Annotated in this window: 11 protein-coding genes; 5 read left to right on the top strand and 6 right to left on the bottom strand. The window is 50.1% G+C overall.

The features are described from left to right. Positions 1-65: 65 nt before the first annotated feature. Complete coding sequence (locus IX84_RS24625) at positions 66-572, bottom strand: FKBP-type peptidyl-prolyl cis-trans isomerase (RefSeq protein ID WP_044227130.1); 507 nt, start codon at positions 570-572, stop codon at positions 66-68. A gap of 187 nt (positions 573-759) precedes the next feature. Between IX84_RS24625 and IX84_RS24630 the strand changes: the two genes are divergently transcribed. Then, positions 760-1,395 carry an N-acetylmuramoyl-L-alanine amidase gene (locus tag IX84_RS24630; protein ID WP_044227135.1) on the top strand — a complete coding sequence of 212 codons (636 nt, stop codon included), beginning with the start codon at positions 760-762 and terminating at the stop codon, positions 1,393-1,395. A 282-nt stretch (positions 1,396-1,677) separates the two neighbouring features. Further along, positions 1,678-3,537 (top strand): hypothetical protein, encoded by a 1,860-nt coding sequence (locus IX84_RS24635; RefSeq protein WP_044227137.1) that lies wholly within the window; start codon positions 1,678-1,680, stop codon positions 3,535-3,537. A gap of 497 nt (positions 3,538-4,034) precedes the next feature. Here IX84_RS24635 and IX84_RS24645 read toward each other — a convergent pair whose 3' ends face one another. From IX84_RS24645 to sucC, 3 genes are all read right to left on the bottom strand, one after another. Continuing rightward, the gene (locus IX84_RS24645) at positions 4,035-9,512 is read right to left on the bottom strand and encodes a T9SS type A sorting domain-containing protein (RefSeq protein WP_044227144.1); all 5,478 of its coding nucleotides are present in this window, start codon (positions 9,510-9,512) and stop codon (positions 4,035-4,037) included. Between the two features lie 974 nt (positions 9,513-10,486). After that, positions 10,487-10,663, bottom strand: a complete 177-nt coding sequence (locus IX84_RS33115; protein WP_152605222.1) for a DUF6435 family protein — start codon at positions 10,661-10,663, stop codon at positions 10,487-10,489. A 132-nt stretch (positions 10,664-10,795) separates the two neighbouring features. Beyond that, positions 10,796-11,998, bottom strand: a complete 1,203-nt coding sequence (sucC, locus tag IX84_RS24650; protein WP_044227147.1) for an ADP-forming succinate--CoA ligase subunit beta — start codon at positions 11,996-11,998, stop codon at positions 10,796-10,798. A 205-nt stretch (positions 11,999-12,203) separates the two neighbouring features. Here sucC and IX84_RS24655 point away from each other — a divergent pair, with 205 nt between their 5' ends. After that, positions 12,204-12,722, top strand: a complete 519-nt coding sequence (locus tag IX84_RS24655) for a PaaI family thioesterase (protein WP_052516367.1) — start codon at positions 12,204-12,206, stop codon at positions 12,720-12,722. A 4-nt stretch (positions 12,723-12,726) separates the two neighbouring features. Here the strand turns inward: IX84_RS24655 and topA are convergent, their stop codons facing one another. Then, positions 12,727-15,318: a type I DNA topoisomerase gene (topA, locus tag IX84_RS24660; protein WP_044227149.1), complete on the bottom strand. Its 2,592-nt coding sequence runs from the start codon at positions 15,316-15,318 to the stop codon at positions 12,727-12,729. A gap of 303 nt (positions 15,319-15,621) precedes the next feature. Here topA and IX84_RS24670 point away from each other — a divergent pair, with 303 nt between their 5' ends. Beyond that, positions 15,622-18,960, top strand: a complete 3,339-nt coding sequence (locus IX84_RS24670; RefSeq protein ID WP_044227153.1) for a WG repeat-containing protein — start codon at positions 15,622-15,624, stop codon at positions 18,958-18,960. A 111-nt stretch (positions 18,961-19,071) separates the two neighbouring features. Further along, positions 19,072-19,974, top strand: a complete 903-nt coding sequence (locus IX84_RS31920; protein ID WP_063978298.1) for an NINE protein — start codon at positions 19,072-19,074, stop codon at positions 19,972-19,974. A gap of 79 nt (positions 19,975-20,053) precedes the next feature. Here the strand turns inward: IX84_RS31920 and IX84_RS24680 are convergent, their stop codons facing one another. Next, a complete protein-coding gene (locus IX84_RS24680) occupies positions 20,054-21,709 on the bottom strand; it encodes a hypothetical protein (RefSeq protein ID WP_052516368.1) in 1,656 nt (551 codons plus the stop codon). Between the last annotated feature and the right edge of the window lie 16 nt (positions 21,710-21,725).

Genomic DNA, 21,725 nt, shown 5'->3' on the forward strand with positions numbered 1-21,725 from the left:
ATAAAGTATGCAGAGATAGCTCAAAACTTCAAAACGCTATACTTTATGGCTTCAAAATTATCTGCTCAGAGAAAATTAACCAATTCTACCTCAAAGTAAAGGACCGCGTATTCGGGTATGCCCGGTGCGATGGCTCGTCCCCTGTTGCCATCATTAATACCATAGGCTAAATTAGAGGGCACAAAAAACTTAATTTTCCCTCCCCTCTTGATGAGCGGGATTGCAAAGCGCCAACCATCAATCGTTCTTGACAAGTTTAACAAAACAGCATCCTCTTCCTCAGTTTCATCAAATACCGTTCCATCCAGTAAAGTGCCCTTATAACGTACCAGTATCTGCGAGCTTGCAGTTGGAGATGAAGCCCCCTCTCCTTCTTCTTCTATAATATAATAAACGCCAGACTCATGCCGTACAGCATCTTCCATAAGGTTATTGGCCTGCAGGTAATCAACAATAATAATTTCATCTTCATCTTTACGGTCTTCCTCCGGCTCTAATCCAAACTGCTGCCGCTCGCAGCCTAAACCTAAAAGTACCGTACCGGTCAGCAACAGAAAGAAAAGCTTTTTCATAGCTTGTATATTTGAGTTATTCGAGATTTGCAATGTTTTCAAACGCAAAAAAAGGAAAAAAACACGAACTCTGCGCCTGGATAAGCTAAAAACAACGTCCGCAACGTTACATGTATTAACGTCTTTATGTTCATTTTCGCGCCTTCATATACAGTAAGTTCTTATATTACGCCAAACAGACGCAACCATGAATGACAATTTCTGTGTATTCCTCGATGCGGGGCACGGTGGTGTTTCACCTTCAGGGCAATACACCACAGCACCCAGTAAGCAGTTTCAGCATCAGCAGGGCCAGTTTCATAATGGCTCCTGGTTTTATGAAGGGGTTTGGAACCGGACTTTGGTTGCCCGGGTCATTCAGAAACTCGACATCCTGGGCATTCGTTACCTGCCTGTTTACCATGAATATGTAGACTTCCCCCTGCAGTACCGCGTTGATCAGGCCAACTGGTATTTCCGCAATTACCGGCGGGGCATTTTCCTGTCTACCCATGCCAATGCATCCGGGGTTGGGGCACGCGGATATGAAATTTACACCTCCCCCGGCATCACCGCTTCTGACCGTATTGCCGATGCGCACTGGGGGCACGTCCGCGACCTGCTGGGCGACCGAATTACGATGCGCACAGACCGGTCTGATGGCGACTACGACAAGGAAGCCCGGTTCTACGTTCTTACCCGCACGGTGATGCCTGCAGTACTGATTGAGCACCTGTTTTTCGACAATTTCCAGGATGCCCAACTCCTCATGGACCCCGAAATTGTGGACCGCTTTGCCGAAGCACAGGTACGGACTATCATCGAATATGTTAACAGCCTGTAGTCTACTCCAATTGCAATCCTAAGACGGTGTTGAGATTTCACCCTTTGGGCTGCATTTGCCAAGTTTTATCCTGAATTTCGTTGCTCTTCAGTCGCTTAGCTTAGGCTAGGCTCCTTCATCGCGCCTTGTTCAGAATAAAATTTGACTACATTCGCTCCAAAAGCGAATTCCCAACACCATCTGAAATATCGTATGGTCTTCCCATAAGTTCTTTGTACTTTTGAGCCTTACCGCTGTGGTAACAACGTGGCGGTAAACGAAGAAGACAAAGAACATAATCCTATGAAACTTAAGCTTTTACTCCCCACTCTGAGCTTATGCCTGCTGCAATGGTTCAATACTAATGCTCAATCCGGCCTTACACCTAATGCCACAGTTCGGCTATCGCCACCCAACGTCGAGCGGTTGATCCGCGAAGATGAGTCCAACGGTCTGCACAGCCGGGTTGCCGCTCCCCTAACTGCTGATATTGGGCTTGATAATGCCGGAACCTGGACCATCCATGCCGACGGCAGTGCTACCTGGACCTGTACCATACATGTTCCTGGTGCTTTGGGGCTTGGTTTCATCTACGATGCCTTTTACCTGCCACCTGGCAGTACCCTTGAGCTATCAGGCCCGGAAGAAACGCAAAAAGCCATCTATACTTTTCAGGACAATCAGCCCGGCGGGCAGTTTTTCTCCGGCTTCACCAAAGGGGCCACGGCCAAACTTACTTACCGGGAGCCCGCTCATGCCCGTCAGCAAGGCCGCATTCACATCCGCCGCGTAGACTACGGCTATCGCGAAAGCCCGAACCGTAGCGTGCTCAATTTTGGTTTTGGGACAAGCCTGGCCTGTCACCCCAATGCCAATTGTGATGCCGGGGACGGCTTCCGGGATATTCAGCGCAGCGTTTGCCGGATTGTGATGGTACTGGAAGAAGGCACCGGTTATTGCAGCGGCACCCTGATCAACAATACAGCGGAAGATGAAACGCCTTATATCCTCAGTGCCTACCACTGTGATGAAGGTTATACCCCCCTCTATGACCTGTGGCGGTTCGATTTTAACTACGAGGGTGAAAACTGTGGCAACCCCGCTACAGAGCCCGCCTTCCAATCTCTGATGGGTTGTCAGCGCCGCGCCAGCCGCAAAGAGAGCGACTTTGTTTTGTTCGAGCTCAATAATGCCATTCCTCCGGGTTTTGAAGCTTACTTCGCAGGCTGGGACCGCCGGCCTAACGCTCCGGATGCAGGTATCATGTTTCACCACCCAAGCGGAGATATCAAAAAGGTTTCTGCTTACGATCAGGCACAGATACACCCCAGCAGCATCAACTGGCAGGCAGGGGCTACTCCGCCCAACCACCATTTTAATGTAGATTTTAGCGTGGGCACCTTTGAGCTGGGCTCTTCAGGAAGTGCCCTGTTCGACAGCACCGGAAAGATCAGAGGGCAGTTGCACGGTGGGTTTAATGGCTGTGATGATACCAATGCCTTCTATGGCCGCTTCACGCTTTCATGGGACGAGGGCAGTACCCCGGATACCCGCCTGATGGATTGGCTGGATCCTGCCGGGACCAATGCCGATACCCTCGGCGGGCTTGATGCTTCGCCCCCGGCTATGGTAAGTATCGGCGGGATCGTTACAAACGAAGATGGCATTCCGGTTGCCAATACCATTGTTTATCTCTCAGGCCCGGTCAATGATACCGTTACCACAGGAGCTGATGGGCTGTATACTTTTTTTGATGTCCCGACCGGCAGCGTAGTAGGCCTGCATGCCTTCAAGGACGATGATATTCAGGAAGGGATTTCCAATCTCGACCTCATCCGTATCGGGCAGCATAACCTGGGCCTGCTCAGCCTCGATAGCCCCTACAAGGAAATTGCCGCTGATGTCAACAATTCCCAGTCTATCTCCGTATTGGATCAAATTGCGATTCGAAAAGCTATCCTTGGTATCAACATAGACTATGATGCTGTGGATATTTGGCGTTTTGTACCCGCCGCCTGGCCATTGAGCGGCCCCAATGATCCGATGGCAGCCCCTCTGCCCGGCGTTTTCATGATCAGTAACATTACCGGGAATATTCCGGATTTCGACTTTATAGGCATAAAATCGGGGGATGTCAACAATAGTGCGGACCCGGGAAATTGATCAGGGCTATACGTAGGTTTTGCCATTTTGCAAGCCCTGTTCTCTCGATGACTTCAATTCAAAAAAAAGCCAGTGGATACGGTTTCACTGGCTTTTTGGTTTTTTACGGCTAATCTTAACGAGCCGGGTATCAATCGTCATCAGGTTCATATACTGACGATTAAGTGGTTTGCCATAGCAAACCTACTCAATGTCAGCATTTACGCTGGGAAGTGGCTTGCGCTTGCCCTGATAAGCTTGACTTCATCAGCGGCCTGTCCTGACAAGCTATGCTTCGTCAGTGGCCAATGTCGCAAACCACTTCGTATTGCGTATAATCTCCTCACAGGCCTGTTATGCGACACTGCCTGCCTTTAGGAAATACTATGTTAGCATCTCTAACAGATGAAAAGGTTTGCCAAAGTCGGCTTCCCTTAGGCTCATAAATTAAAAGCGCCTGATGCAAAGTGTTTGCACCAGGCGCCAGCCAGTAAATCTATCCATTAAGGTTTAGAACCTTATCGTGTTTTCAGGAATTTCACCACCTGCGGGGCACCATCTGAGGTACGAACCTCAAGGAAATAAGTGCCTGTGCTTAAGTTGGAGATATCCCAGTCCATCTGTGTATCCGGTGTGCGCAACTGCTCCTGCTTCATGATCTGCCCCAGCTGATTGCGGAGTGTGATCGTGGAAAGTTCAGGCAGTTCGGTTCCAAACTTCAGTGTGAGCTGATCAGTAGCCGGGTTCGGGAATACAGACAAGTCCATGCTTTCTGTAGTGAACAGGGCCTCCTGATCTAAACCAGGCAGGACTCCGTTGCTACCCTGATCAACAGCCAGGCTGTTAGTACCGGCAGTACTACTACCTGCAACCTGTACGTTGCTAAACACAGCATCTACGGTTCCATTTGGATGCGTAGTGTAAGCCACCATGCCTACCTCAACACACGATCCCATTTCCAGGTAAATCTGACGGTATGGGATCCAGTTGTTGCCAGTGTTGCTATACTGCGCCCGGATAAGATTCCCCTGACGGAAAATTCTCAACCAGAATGGGAAAGTTGCCCCACCTGTACCCCGGTCTAAGCTTCCACCAGTAGAGGTACGGCGCTCCCATGATAACAGATTGGTGTTATTCTGTTTGAGCAGAGCTGCGTACTTGGCGTTAGGCGCATTGCTATCGCGAATGAATACGCCACCAAATCCACCAGATACGGACTCTACCTTCAGCTGAATACCGACCAGTCCGTTGCCATTGCTGCACAGGGTCTGTGAAATAGTAGCCAGGTTATCCGTGGGCGTTGGAGTGTTGTAAGCTCCTCCCTCAATGGTGAACTCATCAACACAAGGATTGTAGCTGTAAGTATTGCCACTTCCGGGGTTGCCAATATCCACGCCTTCCCATGGTGAGGGCAGCGCAGTGATATCAGAAACCTCAATGGTAGCAGTACAAGTCGCTTCATTGCCGCAATCATCAAAAGCGGTCACCTGAATACTTGTCAGTCCGCCAACATCTTCACAATCGATGATCGCCGGGCTGATATCCGTAACGGAAACGGTACTGCAGTTATCGAAGGATGCGCTAAAGTCGAATACATCTTCTGCAACAAGCGTCCGTTCTCCATCCGGGTCAAGCGGGATGAGCACGCCATTGAGGCAAACCGGCGTTGGAGCCGTGTTGTCCTCTACGGTAATGATCTGATCCTGCTCTGTCACATTGCCACAATCATCGGTAAGCGTCCAGGTACGGGTGATAATGACTTCCCCGGCACAGCTGCCCGGCACAATCACATCAGCATACTTGGCAGTCAAGTCTGCAGAGCAGTTATCTGACTCATCGTCCACCGTTCCGGTAATGGAAGGATCAGCATCGTAATCACAATCAGCATCGGTAAAGATGGTAATATCGGCAGGCACAGCGAAGTCGGGCTTGGTGTTGTCCGTTACGGAGAACTCCTGCGTAAAGAAACGCTGATTGCCACAGCCATCTTCCAGCTTGTAGCGTACGCGTAGTTGCTTGTTGCAGTCGTCGCCTTCGTTCATTACGTCCTCGTTCACCACATCTACGGTCAGCAGCAGGTCGCTCTGCGCTACGCAGTTGTCGCTTACCATGTCCGTTGGCGTAGTGAAGGATACACCCGCTACGGTGAAGGGCACTGCTACGCCTGGCGTCAGTACATCACCTGTTTCCAGGCCGTCTACTGTGGCGTTGGCCGGGCAGTCCGCACCGTCCTCAGTTGTCAGCGTGAACTCCTCAGAGAACCCGCCTTTGTTGAAATCCGGCTTGGTGTTGTCCTGAATCGTAAAGGTCTGTCCGCGCTGACGGAAGTTACCGCAGGCATCGAAGTAACGGAAGAACACCTTGAAGCTGCTCTCGCAGTCACCCGTAGCGATTTCGTTGATTTCCCAAACGAAGATTTCAATCTCTGAAGGGTCGCTGCAATTATCCGTGATATTATTGAAGCCCTGTACGGTGTTGCCGTGTACTGTAAAGCTCCAGTTGTCGGCTGCCGTAGCAATAGGGTTGCTTTGATCAACCACCAGATCGGTATCTGCTGATCCGGGGCAGGTTGCGCCATCCTCAGTAGTGAAGGTCATGTCCTGCAAAGCGATGCTGCTCGGGCGGGTTTCGTCGACAATAGTAAATTCCTTACCACGCTGACGCCAGTTGCCGGCTTCATCGTAATAACGGAAAAATACTTTGAAGCTGCTTTCGCAGGCATCAGTGGAAATCTCATTGATTTCCCAAACATAAATATCAATATTAGCAGGGTCACTACAATTGTCGGTGATGTTATTGAATCCATCGATTTCCACACCATGCACGAAGTAGCTCCAGGTATCCGCTGCGGTGGCAATCGGATTAGCCTGATCAACGACAAGGCTGGTATTGGCAGTGCCGGGGCATTCAGCACCATCTTCCTCTGTTGTCAGCGAGACATCAGACAGTGCGATGCTGGATGGGCGCTCGTCATCTTCGACAGTTACGGTGAAGCTGCAGTCATCCTGGTTGTTGTTGCCATCTGTAACCACATAAGTCACGGTATGCTCACCACCGCTCAGGGTAGTCGTGAAGGTTTCACCCTGTACAACTGTTTGCGGTGTACCATTATCAATACTAATGGTTAAGGTGATTGGGGGGCAGGCGCCAGCACTTTCAGTTGGGTTGGTCCAACTCGCTGAAGCTGTGCAATCCCCGGTACCGTTATTGCTGGTTTGCACGGTAATATTCTCAGGGCAGGAAATCACAGGCGCAGGTAGTACTTCGACTACTACAGAACGGAAATCATTGGTACCACATACCAGGTCCTCCAGTACAAAGTTGTACTGAATGAGTACCGGCTCAGCTTCATTATGAGACAGGTTTTCGTTTACACCGGAAATCACATCTCCACTGTTCAGCGTACCGCCGCTTACCGGGCCATATCCGGCAACAAAGCTGCTAGCGCTGGCTGTACGGTGGCGGACAATAACGTTGCGAATTTCATAGTCGCTGCCCTCGCTGTAGAATACTTCTTGTCCGGGCAGGACATCAAGGTCAATATCAACAGTACCTCCGTTGCAAATCTCATTATTGGCAAAGCCGGGAGGGTTCTTAAAGTCAAAAGACAGTTTTAGCTCCGGGCGTACCTCTACTACCTGAGTAGTGGTATTTACACAGCCGTTTGCATCTTCTATCGTTAGTTCCACGGTGTACGTCACCGGGGCAGTCCCCATATTTGGCGGGAACGCTATCTCCGCCCGGCGGCGCCCACTTACGTCACCTGACTGCCCGGCAAGGGTGATCGGTGCCGCAGGGCTTACACTCCAACTATAGCTGTTCACGCTCCCTCCGGGAGTAGGATTGCCCAGATTCGCGAGGTAAACGCCGGTCCCACCAGAACACACCTCCGCAAAGGGATTACCTGCAAACTGTTGTATTTCAACTGTTGGCAACGGGTTAACTGTAACCATGTGGGTTGGCGCATCTACTGAGCAGCCATTGTCATAAGTTACCATTAAATCTACCGACTCTGAGCCGGCATCAGCCCAGGTGGCACCAATACGCCGTGGTGTATTATCTAATGCCAACTGACCTGTGCCTCCTGTGCCTGCACCCGGATCTTCAACGGGGCTGCCGGAAAAGCTCCAGCTGTAGTTGGCCACAGGGGGCGGGCCGGAAGAGGAGATCGATGCCAAAAAGATGGCCTGATCACCTTCACATACTTCGTCAAATGGGTTGCCACCAAATGAGCCAATTGTAACAGCTGGCGCATCCAGTACCGTTACGTCAAGGGAATTGGCAGATGTGCAACCCGTAGCAATATTCATCACCAGGAAAGACAGGGTATGCGTGCCTGGCGTCGTCCACTCAATCTGTATATTGCGAGTCCCCTGGCCAGCGATGATGTTACCACCACCAGACAAGGTCCAGCTTACATTATTGATACCTGCAGTATTAGCTTCTGTACCGTATTCGAATACATCGCCGGGACAAGCGTCGTGGTCTGCATCAAAATCCAGGGTTTCAGCGAAAGGGAAAGCCACATCTGTACCCGCTGTTCGGAAGGCATCACTAGGGTTATCATTCACAGTGATGGTATGCGTAGGTGCAGTTGAAGTACATCCATTTGTAAAAGTCACATCAAGATCAACGGTTTGCGGACCGAGGTCAGCCATACCATAGGTAGCACCCTGATTACGTTTGGTGACACCATCTGCAGCTGTCTGCCCATAATCCATAACGGATGGGGAACCAGAGAAGGACCACTTGTAAGTTTGCACGGGTGGAAGCATCGTACTACCGGCAGCGGCAGGAGAAGCCAGGAACCGTGCTTCTTCTCCAAGGCATACCGCGTTGAACGGATTCTGCGCAAAAGGCTGAATACTAATATCCGGTACCTGATTGATGGTTTTAGTCAGGCCGGTAAGCACACCACCTTCACAACCTGTTTCCGTATTGCGAATAAAGGCTTCCACTTCATAAGTACCGTAAAGAGGCATATTATTCACACCGGTAGCCAGTTCGGAAGGCCGGAAACTGAAACCACCATTAAAGATGGAAAACTCATCATTGGTCGTCGAATTATCAGCCTGCGTGTATTCGCCACTGGCAAAAGCTGGCGTATCACTGCCAGGAAAAGGAACGAAGTTAACGATACGCCAAACAACGACTTCATTCGCGTTCAGGCTGGCACCGCCAACTTGCAGCCGCCGCAGCGTATTCTGAGACTCTCCGTAGCAATGGGGGTCATCAAAAACGGTAGTACTCAATGTGCCAGGTGTTGGCGCTACGTAACCGTAGAATTCAATGTCATCAATTCCATTGTCTGCGGTGTTACCCAGCCAGAGCTGATCAAAGGTGCCCTGACTGCCATCATGAAAACCATACACCCTAAAGGATATGGCTCCGGTTACCTGTTCAAAACCAGGACCATTGAGCGGCACGGTGTATTGACCTACACCCGAAACGGAAAAAGTGCCCAGCGGAGTATTAAAATTATCGCCTCCTGCATCACTGTACACTACAGCGTTGGGGATAGGAGCTCCGTTGAAAGTACCCAGATAAAGCCTTAGCTCAGTGAGGGTCATGCAGTTTCCATTGCTGGGGCGAATCGTAATTTTGTAGTAATCTGCAGCACCCCGGGCAGTTGCCAGGTCGGAGCCGTCCCAGTTTCGGGCCGTGAAGGTATTGGCTCGTGCAGGCGTACCGGCTGTGTTAAGCCCGCCTCCGCGCCGTACATCGCCAGAGGTAGCGTTGATGCCCGGAGCATTGGTAGTTGCCAATACGGAGAATTCGTCACCGCTATTTCCACCAAAGTCCCAGGCTTTAAGGAGTGTCTGTGCACTCAGGCTGCCTGCCCCAGCTGCAAATACAAGGATAAAAGCAAGCAAACCCAGCGCCGAGCGCAGCGGTATCGCTAACTGCAGGGGAAGATGGAAAGCATGGGAATACCTTAAAGGTAAGACACTGCTTTCAGGCTTCCGCCTTCGAAAAAAAGTGTTAGTGTAATTCATAAGCATTCGAGGTTTGTGATTGTTTAGCGTATATTTATGACCATAGGCCAATTATGGGCATAGATTTATCTTTTGGTCAAATGACCATTACTTTCATTGTTAGCAGAAAGGGTTTTTAAAATTTAATGCTCCTCACGCTGACCTTGGGCAATATGTAGTCTCCAGAGCCGCAGCGAGCCTTAAATGTGCATACTTTTGACGTTGAACAACCTCAGACAATACACATATAGCCTTGAAGGCAAAACCTTTCAGCCGGGCGTACCTCTTAAAGGGCAGCCTATGCGTTGCCGGTGTTACTGTAACTGTCTTAGCTACCCACATAACTACTTATCTTCCAACACAGCGTCTTTTAATCACCAGGTATGGCAAATAGACCCATAGCAGAAGATAGTAAAGTACCTATACAGATATGCTTACCTGTATCTACCATTAAGTTGTTTGAGCAGCAAAACGTGTATGAAGACAGCATACATAGTCAGGTAAGGAGGGAATTTTGTACGTATACCTTTTTATACACTGGAAAACAAGTAGGTCAACAGACGCATCAAGTTAGGAGGCTTGGAAGTGCCCGCTGATCTTACTAAGTCCGTCCAGGCACATAAATGTCTTCATGCAAAATACTGCAATAAAATGTGACAGCTTCAATCAAAAATAATAAAAAATTTTGCTCCTCAAGGAGCCACGAATCAGGGAAGCAACAAGTACTTATTCTGACTCGGTTTTTGCGCATACTGTCATGACCACAGAAAGTGGTTTAGGAGTGCATACTTGAGCGAGGTTACAATTCTCTGATAATACTTTAGCGTGTCGAATCAAAGCATAGCAAATATAATAACTGTTTTTGATTTATCAAAACGATGCATAACCAACAATGAAATAAATGTAAAACTGTCTATTGACTTACAAAATAAGTTTCGTTCAAATCGTGAACAGCAATATGATTTTCGGAATACCCAGAGCTCACAAGAGGAACACTATGGTTTTTCGTTTTTTAAGCGTTCTATTTCTTCAGCGACTTTTTCTGCCTCTGCGGACTTTTGCGCGTAGGCTTTGATATCACCTCCCCGCTGTATTTCCATGGCTTCTTCCATAAGCTTAAGATACTTCTTTTCGAGCTTCTTGACCGGGTCTTTTTTGAATAGTCCAAACATAATCCACTGGTTTTTTGAAGGAAACACTAATGCCTGAAAATGGTTGTCAAAAACAAAGCCGGATACCCCAGTTAAGCGGTACCCGGCTCTTATTGCCTGTTCAATTGTTCTCCCTGGAGGAGGAACCTGATTTTAAGCCACAGCTTCCTTCACCAGATCCGCTGCTTCCTGTAGCAGGATAGCAGATTTAACGGCGAGGCCTGACTCATCGATCAAAGTCTTCGCGACATCAGCATTAGTCCCTTGCAAACGCACGATAATGGGCACCTCAATGTTACCCATATTCTTGTATGCATCCACAACCCCCTGCGCCACGCGGTCACAGCGAACAATGCCACCAAAAATATTAATGAGGATGGCCTTCACTTCCGGGTCTTTGAGGATGATGCGGAAAGCCTGCTCTACACGCTTGGCATCAGCGGTACCGCCAACATCAAGGAAGTTGGCAGGTTCACCACCAGAAAGCTTGATAATATCCATAGTCGCCATGGCCAGGCCGGCACCATTTACCATACAGCCTACGTTGCCATCCAGCTGAACATAGTTCAGGCCGTATTCTTTGGCTTCCACTTCGGTTGGGTCTTCCTCATCGGTATCGCGAAGCTCAGCAAGGTCAGGGTGGCGGTACAACGCGTTATCGTCAAGCGTCACCTTGCAATCCACAGCGATAATGCGGTCGTCCCCAGTCTTAAGACAAGGATTGATTTCAAACAGTGAAGCATCTGCACCTACAAAAGCTTTGTACAGAGAACTGATAAACTTCACCATCTCTTTCATCGCCTTTCCGTTCAGACCGAGGTTAAAGGCAATTTTACGTGCCTGGAAGCCCTGCAGGCCAAGTGTCGGGTCGATGTATTCCTTATGTACGAGATGCGGCGTCTCTTCTGCTACAGTTTCAATGTCCATACCTCCTTCAGTGGAGTAAATGATGACATTGCACTTTTTCTCCCGGTCCATGAGTACAGACACATAAAACTCATCGCACTCGTCCGGAGAAGGCACGTATGCATCCTCGGCTACCAGGATTTTTTTAACCAGCTTGCCCGGGCCTTCCATGCCCCCCGGTGTCTGCGGGGTCTTCAGCATCATGCCCAGGATAGCATCTGCCTTTTCCTTGAGATCGCCTTCGTTTTTCACCAATTTCACACCACCGCCTTTTCCGCGGCCGCCGGCATGGATTTGAGCTTTGACTACGGCAAAGCCAGAGCCTGTTTTTTCTTTGATCTTCCCGTAGGCCTCAATGGCTTCATCTACGGTATTGGCCACGAGGCCTTCCTGTATGGCTACGCCATAGCTCTTCAGCAATTCTTTTCCTTGGTATTCGTGAAGGTTCATGCGCTATTAATATGGTTTGTGATGGATGCCCAAATGTAGTGATTTTATGCAGCTATCAGAAGCTTTTGGCTGCAAAATGGCAAAGTAAAGCCCCTTGACTCTCCGCGCTTTTTCGTACTTTTAGACTTACTACAAAGGCCTTGGCCAAGTTAATAAGCTGACTATCAGGCGGCCTTTGCCAATACTGCTAAATTAAAATGATGCTATGGCGACAAATACCTCCGTTACCCCTTCCAGTGAAATCGCGCCTTTGATTCAAAAACGGCTGCGGGATTTCAACACCGTCTGGAAAATGCGCCTGTTTTTCCTAAAACGGCTCCCCTCGTGCTGGTTTTGGGGTATCCGGGTGGATGCTTGTGACACCAATACCTGTGTGGTGAGCATGCCATACCGCTGGGCCACCCAAAACCCTTTTCGGTCCACTTACTTCGCCGCGCTTAGCGGAGCAGCTGAGCTTTCCACCGGTACGTTAGCTTTGCTGGCCCTTACTGGAAAAGGGAAGATCTCCATGCTGATTACCGGGTTCGAAGCAAAGTTTATCAAAAAAGCCGACACCCGCACCACTTTTACCTGTAATGCGGGTGCCGAAATCTACGCGGCAGTGGACCAGGCAATTGCCACCGGTACCGGGCAGGAAGTTACGGTGCTGACCACCGGCCGAAATACCCGTGGCGACGTAGTTTGCGAAATGCGCCTGACCTGGTCCTTCAGGAAGAAAGCCTGACAGGCTATTTCTTCTTTTTAGCCGTAGTCGTTTTTTTCTTGGAAGGTGCCTTTTTCCCGGCCGTCTTTTTCTTTGTTTCCTTAAATGAGCCAGGCAACTCTGCCTCAATAATAGCCTTCACCTGCTCAAGGGTAAGATCTTTGGCAGCCTCTGAGGTCATGCGCTCACCATCCACTTTAGGGATTTTGACGTTTTTGCGCTTGAAGCGGATAAAGGGCCCCCAACGACCATTCTCCACGGATATTTTTTCGTCATCCCAACGGTGGATATAGCGGTTGGCTTCCTTTTCGATTTTTTTCTCAATCAGCTCATGCATATCCTCCAGCGAGATATTATCGAAGTCGTATTTCCGGGGCACATTCACAAACAAGCCATCATACTTCAGGAAGGGTCCAAAACGGCCTTTGCCTTTAGTGATCGGTTTGCCTTTGTAAGTACCTACCGGTGCATCTTCTTTTTGTTTGGCTTTAATCAGCTCGAAAGCCCGCTCCTGGGAAAGCTCCAGTGGGTCTTCATCTTTTGGGATAGATACAAAGAACTTCTCTCCCATTCGTACATAGGGACCAAACCGTCCAACGCCAACCTGAACGGGCTCACCTTTATACTCCCCTAAATCGCGGGGAAGCTCAAAAAGCTTAAGTGCCTCCTCGTAAGTAATGGTCTCCATAGACTGCCCGTGACGAAGATTAGCATACTTAGGCTTTTCGTCCTCGTCCAACTCATCGGGCGCTCCGATTTGTGCCACCGGGCCGTTGCGGGTCATCCGCGTAAGTAAAGTACGGCCAGATTCCGGATCTTTACCAAGCACTCGCTCCCGGGTAGGGCGATCTGCGTTTTCGAGCGTCTTTTCCACAGTTTCGTGGAACGGCCCGTAAAATGCCTTCAGCATGTTGGTCCACTCCTTGCTGCCCTCGGCTATAGAGTCGAATTGCTTCTCAATATCAGCCGTGAAGCTGTAGTTCATGATTTCCTTAAAGTGCTCACTCAGGAAATCGGCTACCGTAATGCCCATATCGGTGGCGAACAGGCGGTTCTTGACCGCGCCGGTCATTTCCGTCAGGGTTTCCTTTTTGATGTCGCCAGCCTTGGTCAGGGTCAGGAGTTGGTAGTCACGCTCGGTACCATCACGCGTTTCCTTGATAATATAGCCACGCTCCGGTTCCATGATTTTGCTAATTGTGGGCGCGTAGGTAGACGGGCGGCCAATGCCCAGCTCTTCCAGTTTCTTAACCAGTGCCGCCTCCGTGTACCGGGATGGCGGACGGGTAAACCGCTGAATGGCAGTCATATTGAATAGGTTAAGGTCCTGCCCTACTTTCAGCGGAGGCAGCATGCCCTTAGCTTCCTGGTCTTCATCCTCATCGTCTGTGGACTCCAGATAGACTTTCAGGAAACCATCAAACTTAAGCACTTCGCCCTCTGCCTTGAGGTAAGCATCAGGGACCGTACTAATGCCAATTTTGACAATGGTCTTTTCCAGTTCCGCATCAGACATTTGAGAAGCAATGGTCCGTTTCCAGATGAGTTCGTACAAACGCTGCTCATCCCGGTTGCCGGAAGCATTTTGCTTGTTGATATAGGTTGGGCGAATCGCCTCGTGCGCCTCCTGTGCGGAAGCAGACTTGCCTTTGTAGCGTCGTGTTTTCACATAGTTAGAGCCGTAGAGATGCTCGATTTCCTTGGAGATGCTCTTAAGCGCCACTTCGCTTAAAGCCACAGAATCCGTACGCATATAGGTAATATGCCCTGCTTCATAGAGGCGTTGCGCCACACTCATCGTGCGCTGCACACTAAAACCAAGCTTCCGGCTCGCTTCCTGTTGAAGGGTGGAAGTAGTGAAGGGGGCTGTAGGCCGGCGCTTGAGTGGCTTTATGTCAATATCGGTGATACTGAAAACCGCTTCACGGCACTCCTGCAGGAACTGCTCTGCGTCCTTCTCAGTAGAAAAACGGGACGGGTTCTCTGCCTTAAGCTTTACAGATTTGCCTTGCTCATTCTTTACATCAAAAAGTGCATTAACCCGGAAGAACGGCGAGGGCTCAAAATTCATAATCTCACGCTCCCGTTCCACCAGAAGCTTGACCGCTACGGATTGTACCCGGCCGGCAGATAGTTTCCCCTTGATTTTTTTCCAGAGGATCTCAGACAGTTCATAGCCTACCAAACGGTCCAAAATGCGCCGGGCCTGCTGAGCATTGACCAGGTTCACGTCCACCGTTCGTGGCTGCGTGATGGCTCTTTGGATAGCTGGCTTGGTAATTTCCCGGAATACGATCCGTTTGGTCGAAGCCTCATCAAGCCCGAGCACCTTACAAAGGTGCCAGGAAATAGCCTCTCCCTCGCGGTCTTCATCCGTTGCGAGCCAGACTTCATCCGACTTTTTAGCCAGGTCTTTGAGTTCCTTGACTACCTTTTTCTTATCGGAAGAAACGACATACTTCGGTTCGAAGTCGTTCTCAATGTCCACAGCTCCGCCCCGTTTATCCAAATCACGGACATGACCGAAGCTCGACTTGACGGTGAAGTCTTTGCCGAGTATTTTTTCTATGGTTTTCGCCTTGGCTGGCGACTCTACTATAAGTAAGTTCTTTGGCATAGTTCTTTATTGGTACAAAGCGCTTTTACGACTGCAAAGGTATAAAATTCATGAATTGTTCAAGCCCGGGGCAAGCACACTGCCTCTTATATACGCAAAAAACTGGAATCAAAGTGTATATTTGCGACAACAGACACTTTTTGTTTTTCTTCATATATAACAAAACACACCTGAGTGAAAGAGCTAACATTTAAATGTAAAATTAATTGCTCAATTTTGCGTTTAAATGCCAGTCTTACCTTCCAAAGAAAACTAAACATAAAAGTATCATCAAATTCTAAACGCAATTTCCACCTTTTGCTTATGCGCCTGTTTTTCATCCTGATCTCTTTACTGCTATTTGGTGGCTCACTGCCTGGCCAGCGGTATTTCCCGATCAAGAAGGACAACAAATGGGGCCTGATTGATGCTTCCGGCGAGCTGGTACAGGCTCCGGTTTATGATGCCATCGGAGAATTCAAGCAGTTTGGCTATGCTGTTATGCAGTTTGAAGGCAAGGTTGGGCTGCTTGGCGACAATGGGCGGCGGATACTGGAACCCCGGTATGAGGATATTAAAGTACTGGATTCCACCCTGATAGCGGTTATGAGTGATAAATCATGGATGGTGGTCAACCTTTTTGGCAAAGTCATCCTGGAAAAGGGCTACGAGCGGGTCCACGTCGTACGCCCCAACTTTCTTACTTTCCAAAAAGACGGTAAATGGGGGCTTACCAATCAGTTTGGGCACCGCCTGGCTCCTCCTGAATACGATGAAATCAAGTCTTTTGGCAACTCTTTTTTCCTGACCCGCAAAAACCAGCAACTGGGCCTGCTCTCCGGTACCGGGCGGCAGATCATTGCCAACCGGGCAGAAGATATTCAGGTATACCAGGATAGCCTGTTCTTTTTCAAAGAGGACAATCACTGGGGGGCAGTAGACTTTTACGGTATCGAAAGAATCCCCTGTGAATTTAAAGGCTACAGCAAAATTGATGAAGGGTATATCAAGCTAAGTAGCGAAAAGGGCAATAAAGTCTTTAGCCTTTACTGCAACCGGGTAATCACCCCAGGCTGGCATCACGATTATTACCCTTTTTCTCCCCGCTATCTGATTGTAAAAGACAATCGGCGCCTGGGGCTCATTAACTGGTGCGGGCAGGAAATCTTTAAGCCAGACTACAATGAAATACAACCCTACACCCGCAATCACTTCCGGGTAAACCAGGAAGGGCTCTGGGGGGTGGCTACACAGGAAGGGCAGCTGCTAATCCCTGTAATCTACGACTATATCGCTCCACGAAAGGGCAAACTCTGCATTGTCAAAAAAGCCGGGCGGTTTGGGCTCGTCCATATTGACGGCACGGAGATTGTAGCCCCCACCTATAACCGCATTGTGCTCGAGCAGCAGCAAGCTAAGGCTTACACCGAAAGCCCCGGCGGAGGAGAACAGCTTACTCTCCTGACTTTCGATACAGAAGGCCATCTGCGTGATGCCAGCCAGCTGCAACAGCACTTTCAGGTAAAAATAGGTGGTGAACCCCAAACCGGCAAACAGGCAGATGGGGGCGATGCGTCCACTCTGAACAGCCAGCTTCTCGAACATTTTGAATGGTTCTATGCCCCGGAGGAAGACCGGTGGGGATTGCGCCGCCTTAGTGATGGGGGGGTTCAGATCGAACCTATGTTTTCCTACGTACAGGTGGAGCATGAGCTGGGGCTGACTTTAGTGGGCATTCCTCAGTCCCACACGGTTGGATTTGACCGTACGCGGTTCCGGTTCGACCGAACTTATGGTATTGTCAATAATGAGATTGGGCTGATGGTTACCGAGCTGGAGTTCCTTGACATTCGCCTGAGTGACTTTAACCTGGGCGGCAGCCTGGCCCGTTGTATTTTTACCAATGGCAGGCATGGCCTGATTGACCTGACAGGCCGGACTGTCCGGCAGGACCTCGCCTATATCGGAGATTTTGTTAATGGCATTGCCCGTTTTAGTTTTAGCGGGCAATTATCCGGAAGCCAGGAGGAAACACTGCACCTCGGGAGCATCCGGGATTACCTGCGAGACCTTGCCTCGCCCGGTATCATGCAGGATTACACACAGTACGATATTGAGTTCAGGGCACTAGCTAATCTCATTTGTGAGGGCTGTGAATGGGGCTACCTTGATCAGGAAGGACAAGTGGTTGTCCCACCGCAGTATACTTATGCTAAAGATTTCGTCAATCAGGTTGGCATTGTGGCATGCCACGACAAATGGGGCATGGTCAACGGGGATGCGAAGATCATCCTACCGTGTGAGTACGATGGTGTCCAATTTATGGAAAACACAGACAACCAGATGGTCCGGGTATACATTAGGGAACCAAAATACGGGCTGGTTGACACTCTTGGGCAGATCACGGTCAGTGCCGTCTACGACGAGCTGGGGTACTTCAGCGAAGGCAGGCTGGCTGTGCGCCGCAACGGGCTCTGGGGCTTTGTAAACACCGATGGTATGGAAGTCATCCCCTGCCGCTTTCGCGAAGTTCAAAACTTCAGCCAGGGCCTGGCGGCTGTCCGCCTGGGCTCAGGATGGGGTTTTGTGGACAAGCAGGGGCGTATCATGATCGATTTGCAGTACCGCAGAGTAGGGAGTTTTTCCGACGGGCTGGCTTGGGTCGCCACCGATGATGGCATGGGCTATATTAATGAAGCCGGCACCATGGTCATCCAACCGGATTTTGACCGTGCTTATGATTTCCAAAATGGCACCGCCCGGGTGATGGTGGATCAAAACTATGGCCTCATTGATGTCAATGGAGCATACGTTCAGCGGCCACGTTTTACTCATATTGAGGCCTTTGACGCTAACGGGCTGGCCATTGCACAGGATGGAGGGCATACCGTACACTATGAACTGATCGATCAACAGGGCGATGCGGTCACCAAGCAAAAGTACAAGTCGATTGAGCCTTTCCGGGAAGGGTTAGCTGTTGTGAAGACCAAAAATGGGTACGGCTATATTGATGTGCGCGGGAATCTGGTTATTGAAGACCGATTTTCTAAAGCCAGTCCATTTTCGGAGGGCCTGGCAGCAGTGCAGATAGACGGGCAATGTGGCTATATCGACAGGTCCGGGCAACTGGCCATACCTTGTGATTTTTCCAAATGCCTGGATTTCAAAGATGGCCGCGCAGTAGTGTACAAAGGTATGCGCAAAGCCGGCCTTATCGACCAATCCGGCAGTGTGCTCATAGAGCCCAGCCTTGACCGCCTGCTCAACTTCCAGGAAGGCCGTGGCCTGGTCAGGGACGAACAATACCGGTTTTACTACATCACCGAACAGGCCAGCCCCTACGATGGCTACTATGAGCAGGCTACCGAATTCCAACATGGCGTAGCAGTGGTACAGGTAAATGGGAAATGGGGCATTATCAACCAGAAAGGCATTGAAATCATCCCCCCACGCTACGACAAAATTGAGTCCTTCCGGGATGGGTACGCCCGGGTCCGGATTCAGGGTTTCAATGGGCTGGCCAGCCTGGAAGGCGAGCTGTTGGTGCAGCCTGATTATGAGTACATCAGCTACGCCGGAGAAGGGCTCTACCGCGTGGAAAAGGGTGATAAAATTGGTTATTTTGACCAGTCCGGACAGTGGGTCTGGGCGCTGAACCGATAACAATCCGGCACAACGCTCCATTCGCCAATTGTGGCCTTCCGTCCGAAAACTTCCCCCCGTTTATCTATTTTCTGCCGGCCTTGGCATAAGGTTATTGAAAAAACCTGAGGGATGCCTTATTTTAGACACCACGGTCAATCCGGTGCCGCACACCGGGGCAATTCTGAAAGTATTCCAACTATGAAGAAAAAGAACGTAGCAGGTTTTTTGGCATTAATTTTTGGCTTTTTTGGCGTGCACCGGTTTTACCTGGGGCAGCGCGCTTTCGGTATTCTATACATGATAATTGCATTTTTTGCTATTTTAATTACCGCTGAAGAGGGCGTACCTTTTGTCCTCGCTCCTGCCATACTGGCACTTGTGGATGCCGTTCTATTCTTTGCTATGCCCAGAGAGGACTTTGACCGCCGCTACAATAAAGATAAAGACCGCCATTGGTATGGCAGGCACTACCAAAACACCGACCGTTTCCCTGCACCAAACCGCCGCCGCAGGGTTCACCAATCTGAGTTTGAAATCGTCAAGCGGAGAGGTATCCAAAACTTCCGCGATTACTGCTTTGAGGCAGCCGCTGAGGATTTTGAGCAAGCCCTGAGCATTGAACCCGAAAATGCGGCCATCCACTACAATCTGGCAGCCACCTACTCTATGCTGGAGGACGAGCAGCTGGCTTTTCAGCACCTTGAGGAGGCGGTGGAATGTGGCTTTGACCAGGCAGAAAAAATCCATAACCACGACGCCCTGGCTTTCCTGCGCTCCCGCCCGGCTTTTCAGGCTTTTGCAGACAATGGTTACCGGCTGCCGGCACTTGGGCTGGAGGGGCCGGAAATAGCTGAAGAACTGGAGTTGAAATCCACCCGCCCCTCCCCTGTCGCCAAAGGTGCAGCAACGCCTCCCAGCGATAAATTACTGGAGCAAATTGTAGAACTGGGCAAGCTCCGCGACCGGGGCATCCTCACTGATGAAGAATTCGCACAGCAAAAAGAAAAACTGCTGATGAAGCAGCATGGGTAAAATGCTTTGGCAGTAAACTAAAAACGGGCAGGACCATGAAGTTCCTGCCCGTTTTTAGTTTACCCGGTGGTGGTCTCAGTTAAAACCGGAACATCACCCCTGCCATAGCATTGATCCCGAAAATCGGGTAGCGGAACCAGCGCTCCCGGCGGTTGTTAGCCAGGTTGTTGATTTGAATAAACCCACCGAACTTCTCTGAGAAGAAAAAGTCTGCCCCAAGGCTCAGGTCGAAAAGGCCATTCAAATTGTCGGCTTCCATCGTCTCCGGGTTCAGGTAAGGCACGCCATTTTCCAGGAAAAAGTCCCCCTTAACGGTCAGACGGTCCTCCATCGTAGTATAGCGCAGCCCTGCATTGACAGAAAGTGCTGGCAAATGCCAGGGCTTCTGATCGTCCTCAAGCGTGTAGATGTTTTGGCTGAAGGCTGCGATCACCTTGAAGCCCTCAAAAATTGGAGCCGTTACAGAGCCTTTGATTGTGACAATGCTTCCATCTTGATACAGGACATCAAATCTTGGCTGATCATCGAAAGGGTCGAGCAGCCGGGAAGTGGCCAGGTCATCAACGGCCTGATAGCCCACCTGAAAATCATAGTCTATACCCTCTACATTGCCCCGGGCGCCACCGTAGTAGTTGTAGTGCAATGTGTTACGGATACGCAGGGGCGAGCCCACGAATGGATTGTAGGCCACCAGGCTACGGTATGTATTCTTTTGTAAAGTACCATCTGCTCCCACGTAGGCGTTCACAATGCCTTCCAGAATGACGGCTGTGACCTCAATATCCGGAAAGAAAGTGAAGTTGTCATCATTAGAGGCCAGGTTGAAACCGAGTTTCACACGAAAGCGGTCGGCATGGTAGGTGTAATTGGGCCGCAGGAAGAAGTTGTTCAGGCTTTGGTCGCCTTCCAAATCATCGTAGCTCGTGAAGTCGGTCTGTATTTCCACCGAAAGCGGGTGGGTATCGTCAAACCACTTGGTGCCCCGGAAAACCAGATCGAAGCCATTCTCACGGGAAGGGGAATAGCTGTCGTTCATCAGGTAGGTTTTGAAGCCTGCGTAGTAGTTGAAGTCGGCCTCAGTGCGGGCACTATTATAAATGCTGGCTTCCCCATCAAAAATAGAGAAGCGTTGCCGCACCTCCTCCGGGTCGAAGGTAATGACCTGGTCCAGCGCCTCGGCCACTTCATTGTAGCCGTAGTAATGTACAGTATTCGAGGTGTATTCGAGGTGAGCATTGACGGCAAAGCCCTGATCGAAGTGGTAAGTCCCGTCTACCCCACCGTTGCTGTTGCTGAAACGCTGATTTTCCACATTTTGCCCGTTGTTGGCAGAATGGTGGTTGGCAAAGAGGTCAATACTTAGATTGTCGTTATTGTTAATGTTGTAATACCCCTGCCCGAATAAAGCCGCCGGGAAACCACCGCCTGCTTTGATGTAGCCGTCGTAGCCTTCTTCTTCCTTCTCCCGCCGCATGGCCAGCGGTCGGATTTTGGGCGGCAGGTACTCGACGGGCAGTGTACCGGAAAACACATCATACTCCAGCCGGCGGGCAGAGGTGTCCAGGGGAGGCAATTCCGGGTCTACCCGAAATCGCTCCGCATCGCCCAGGCGGGCATCGAAGCTTTTAATGATATCAATTTCGCCGGAAGGCAGGCCGTCCGGGTCTTGTGCCAGAGCAGGTTGGGCAAAGGCAACTCCAATCAGCACGAACAATATAAACTTGCAGTATTTCATCAGGCTATGCGCTATT

Origin of the sequence: Phaeodactylibacter xiamenensis, from assembly GCF_000759025.1 — a bacterium.
Classification (GTDB): domain Bacteria; phylum Bacteroidota; class Bacteroidia; order Chitinophagales; family Saprospiraceae; genus Phaeodactylibacter; species Phaeodactylibacter xiamenensis.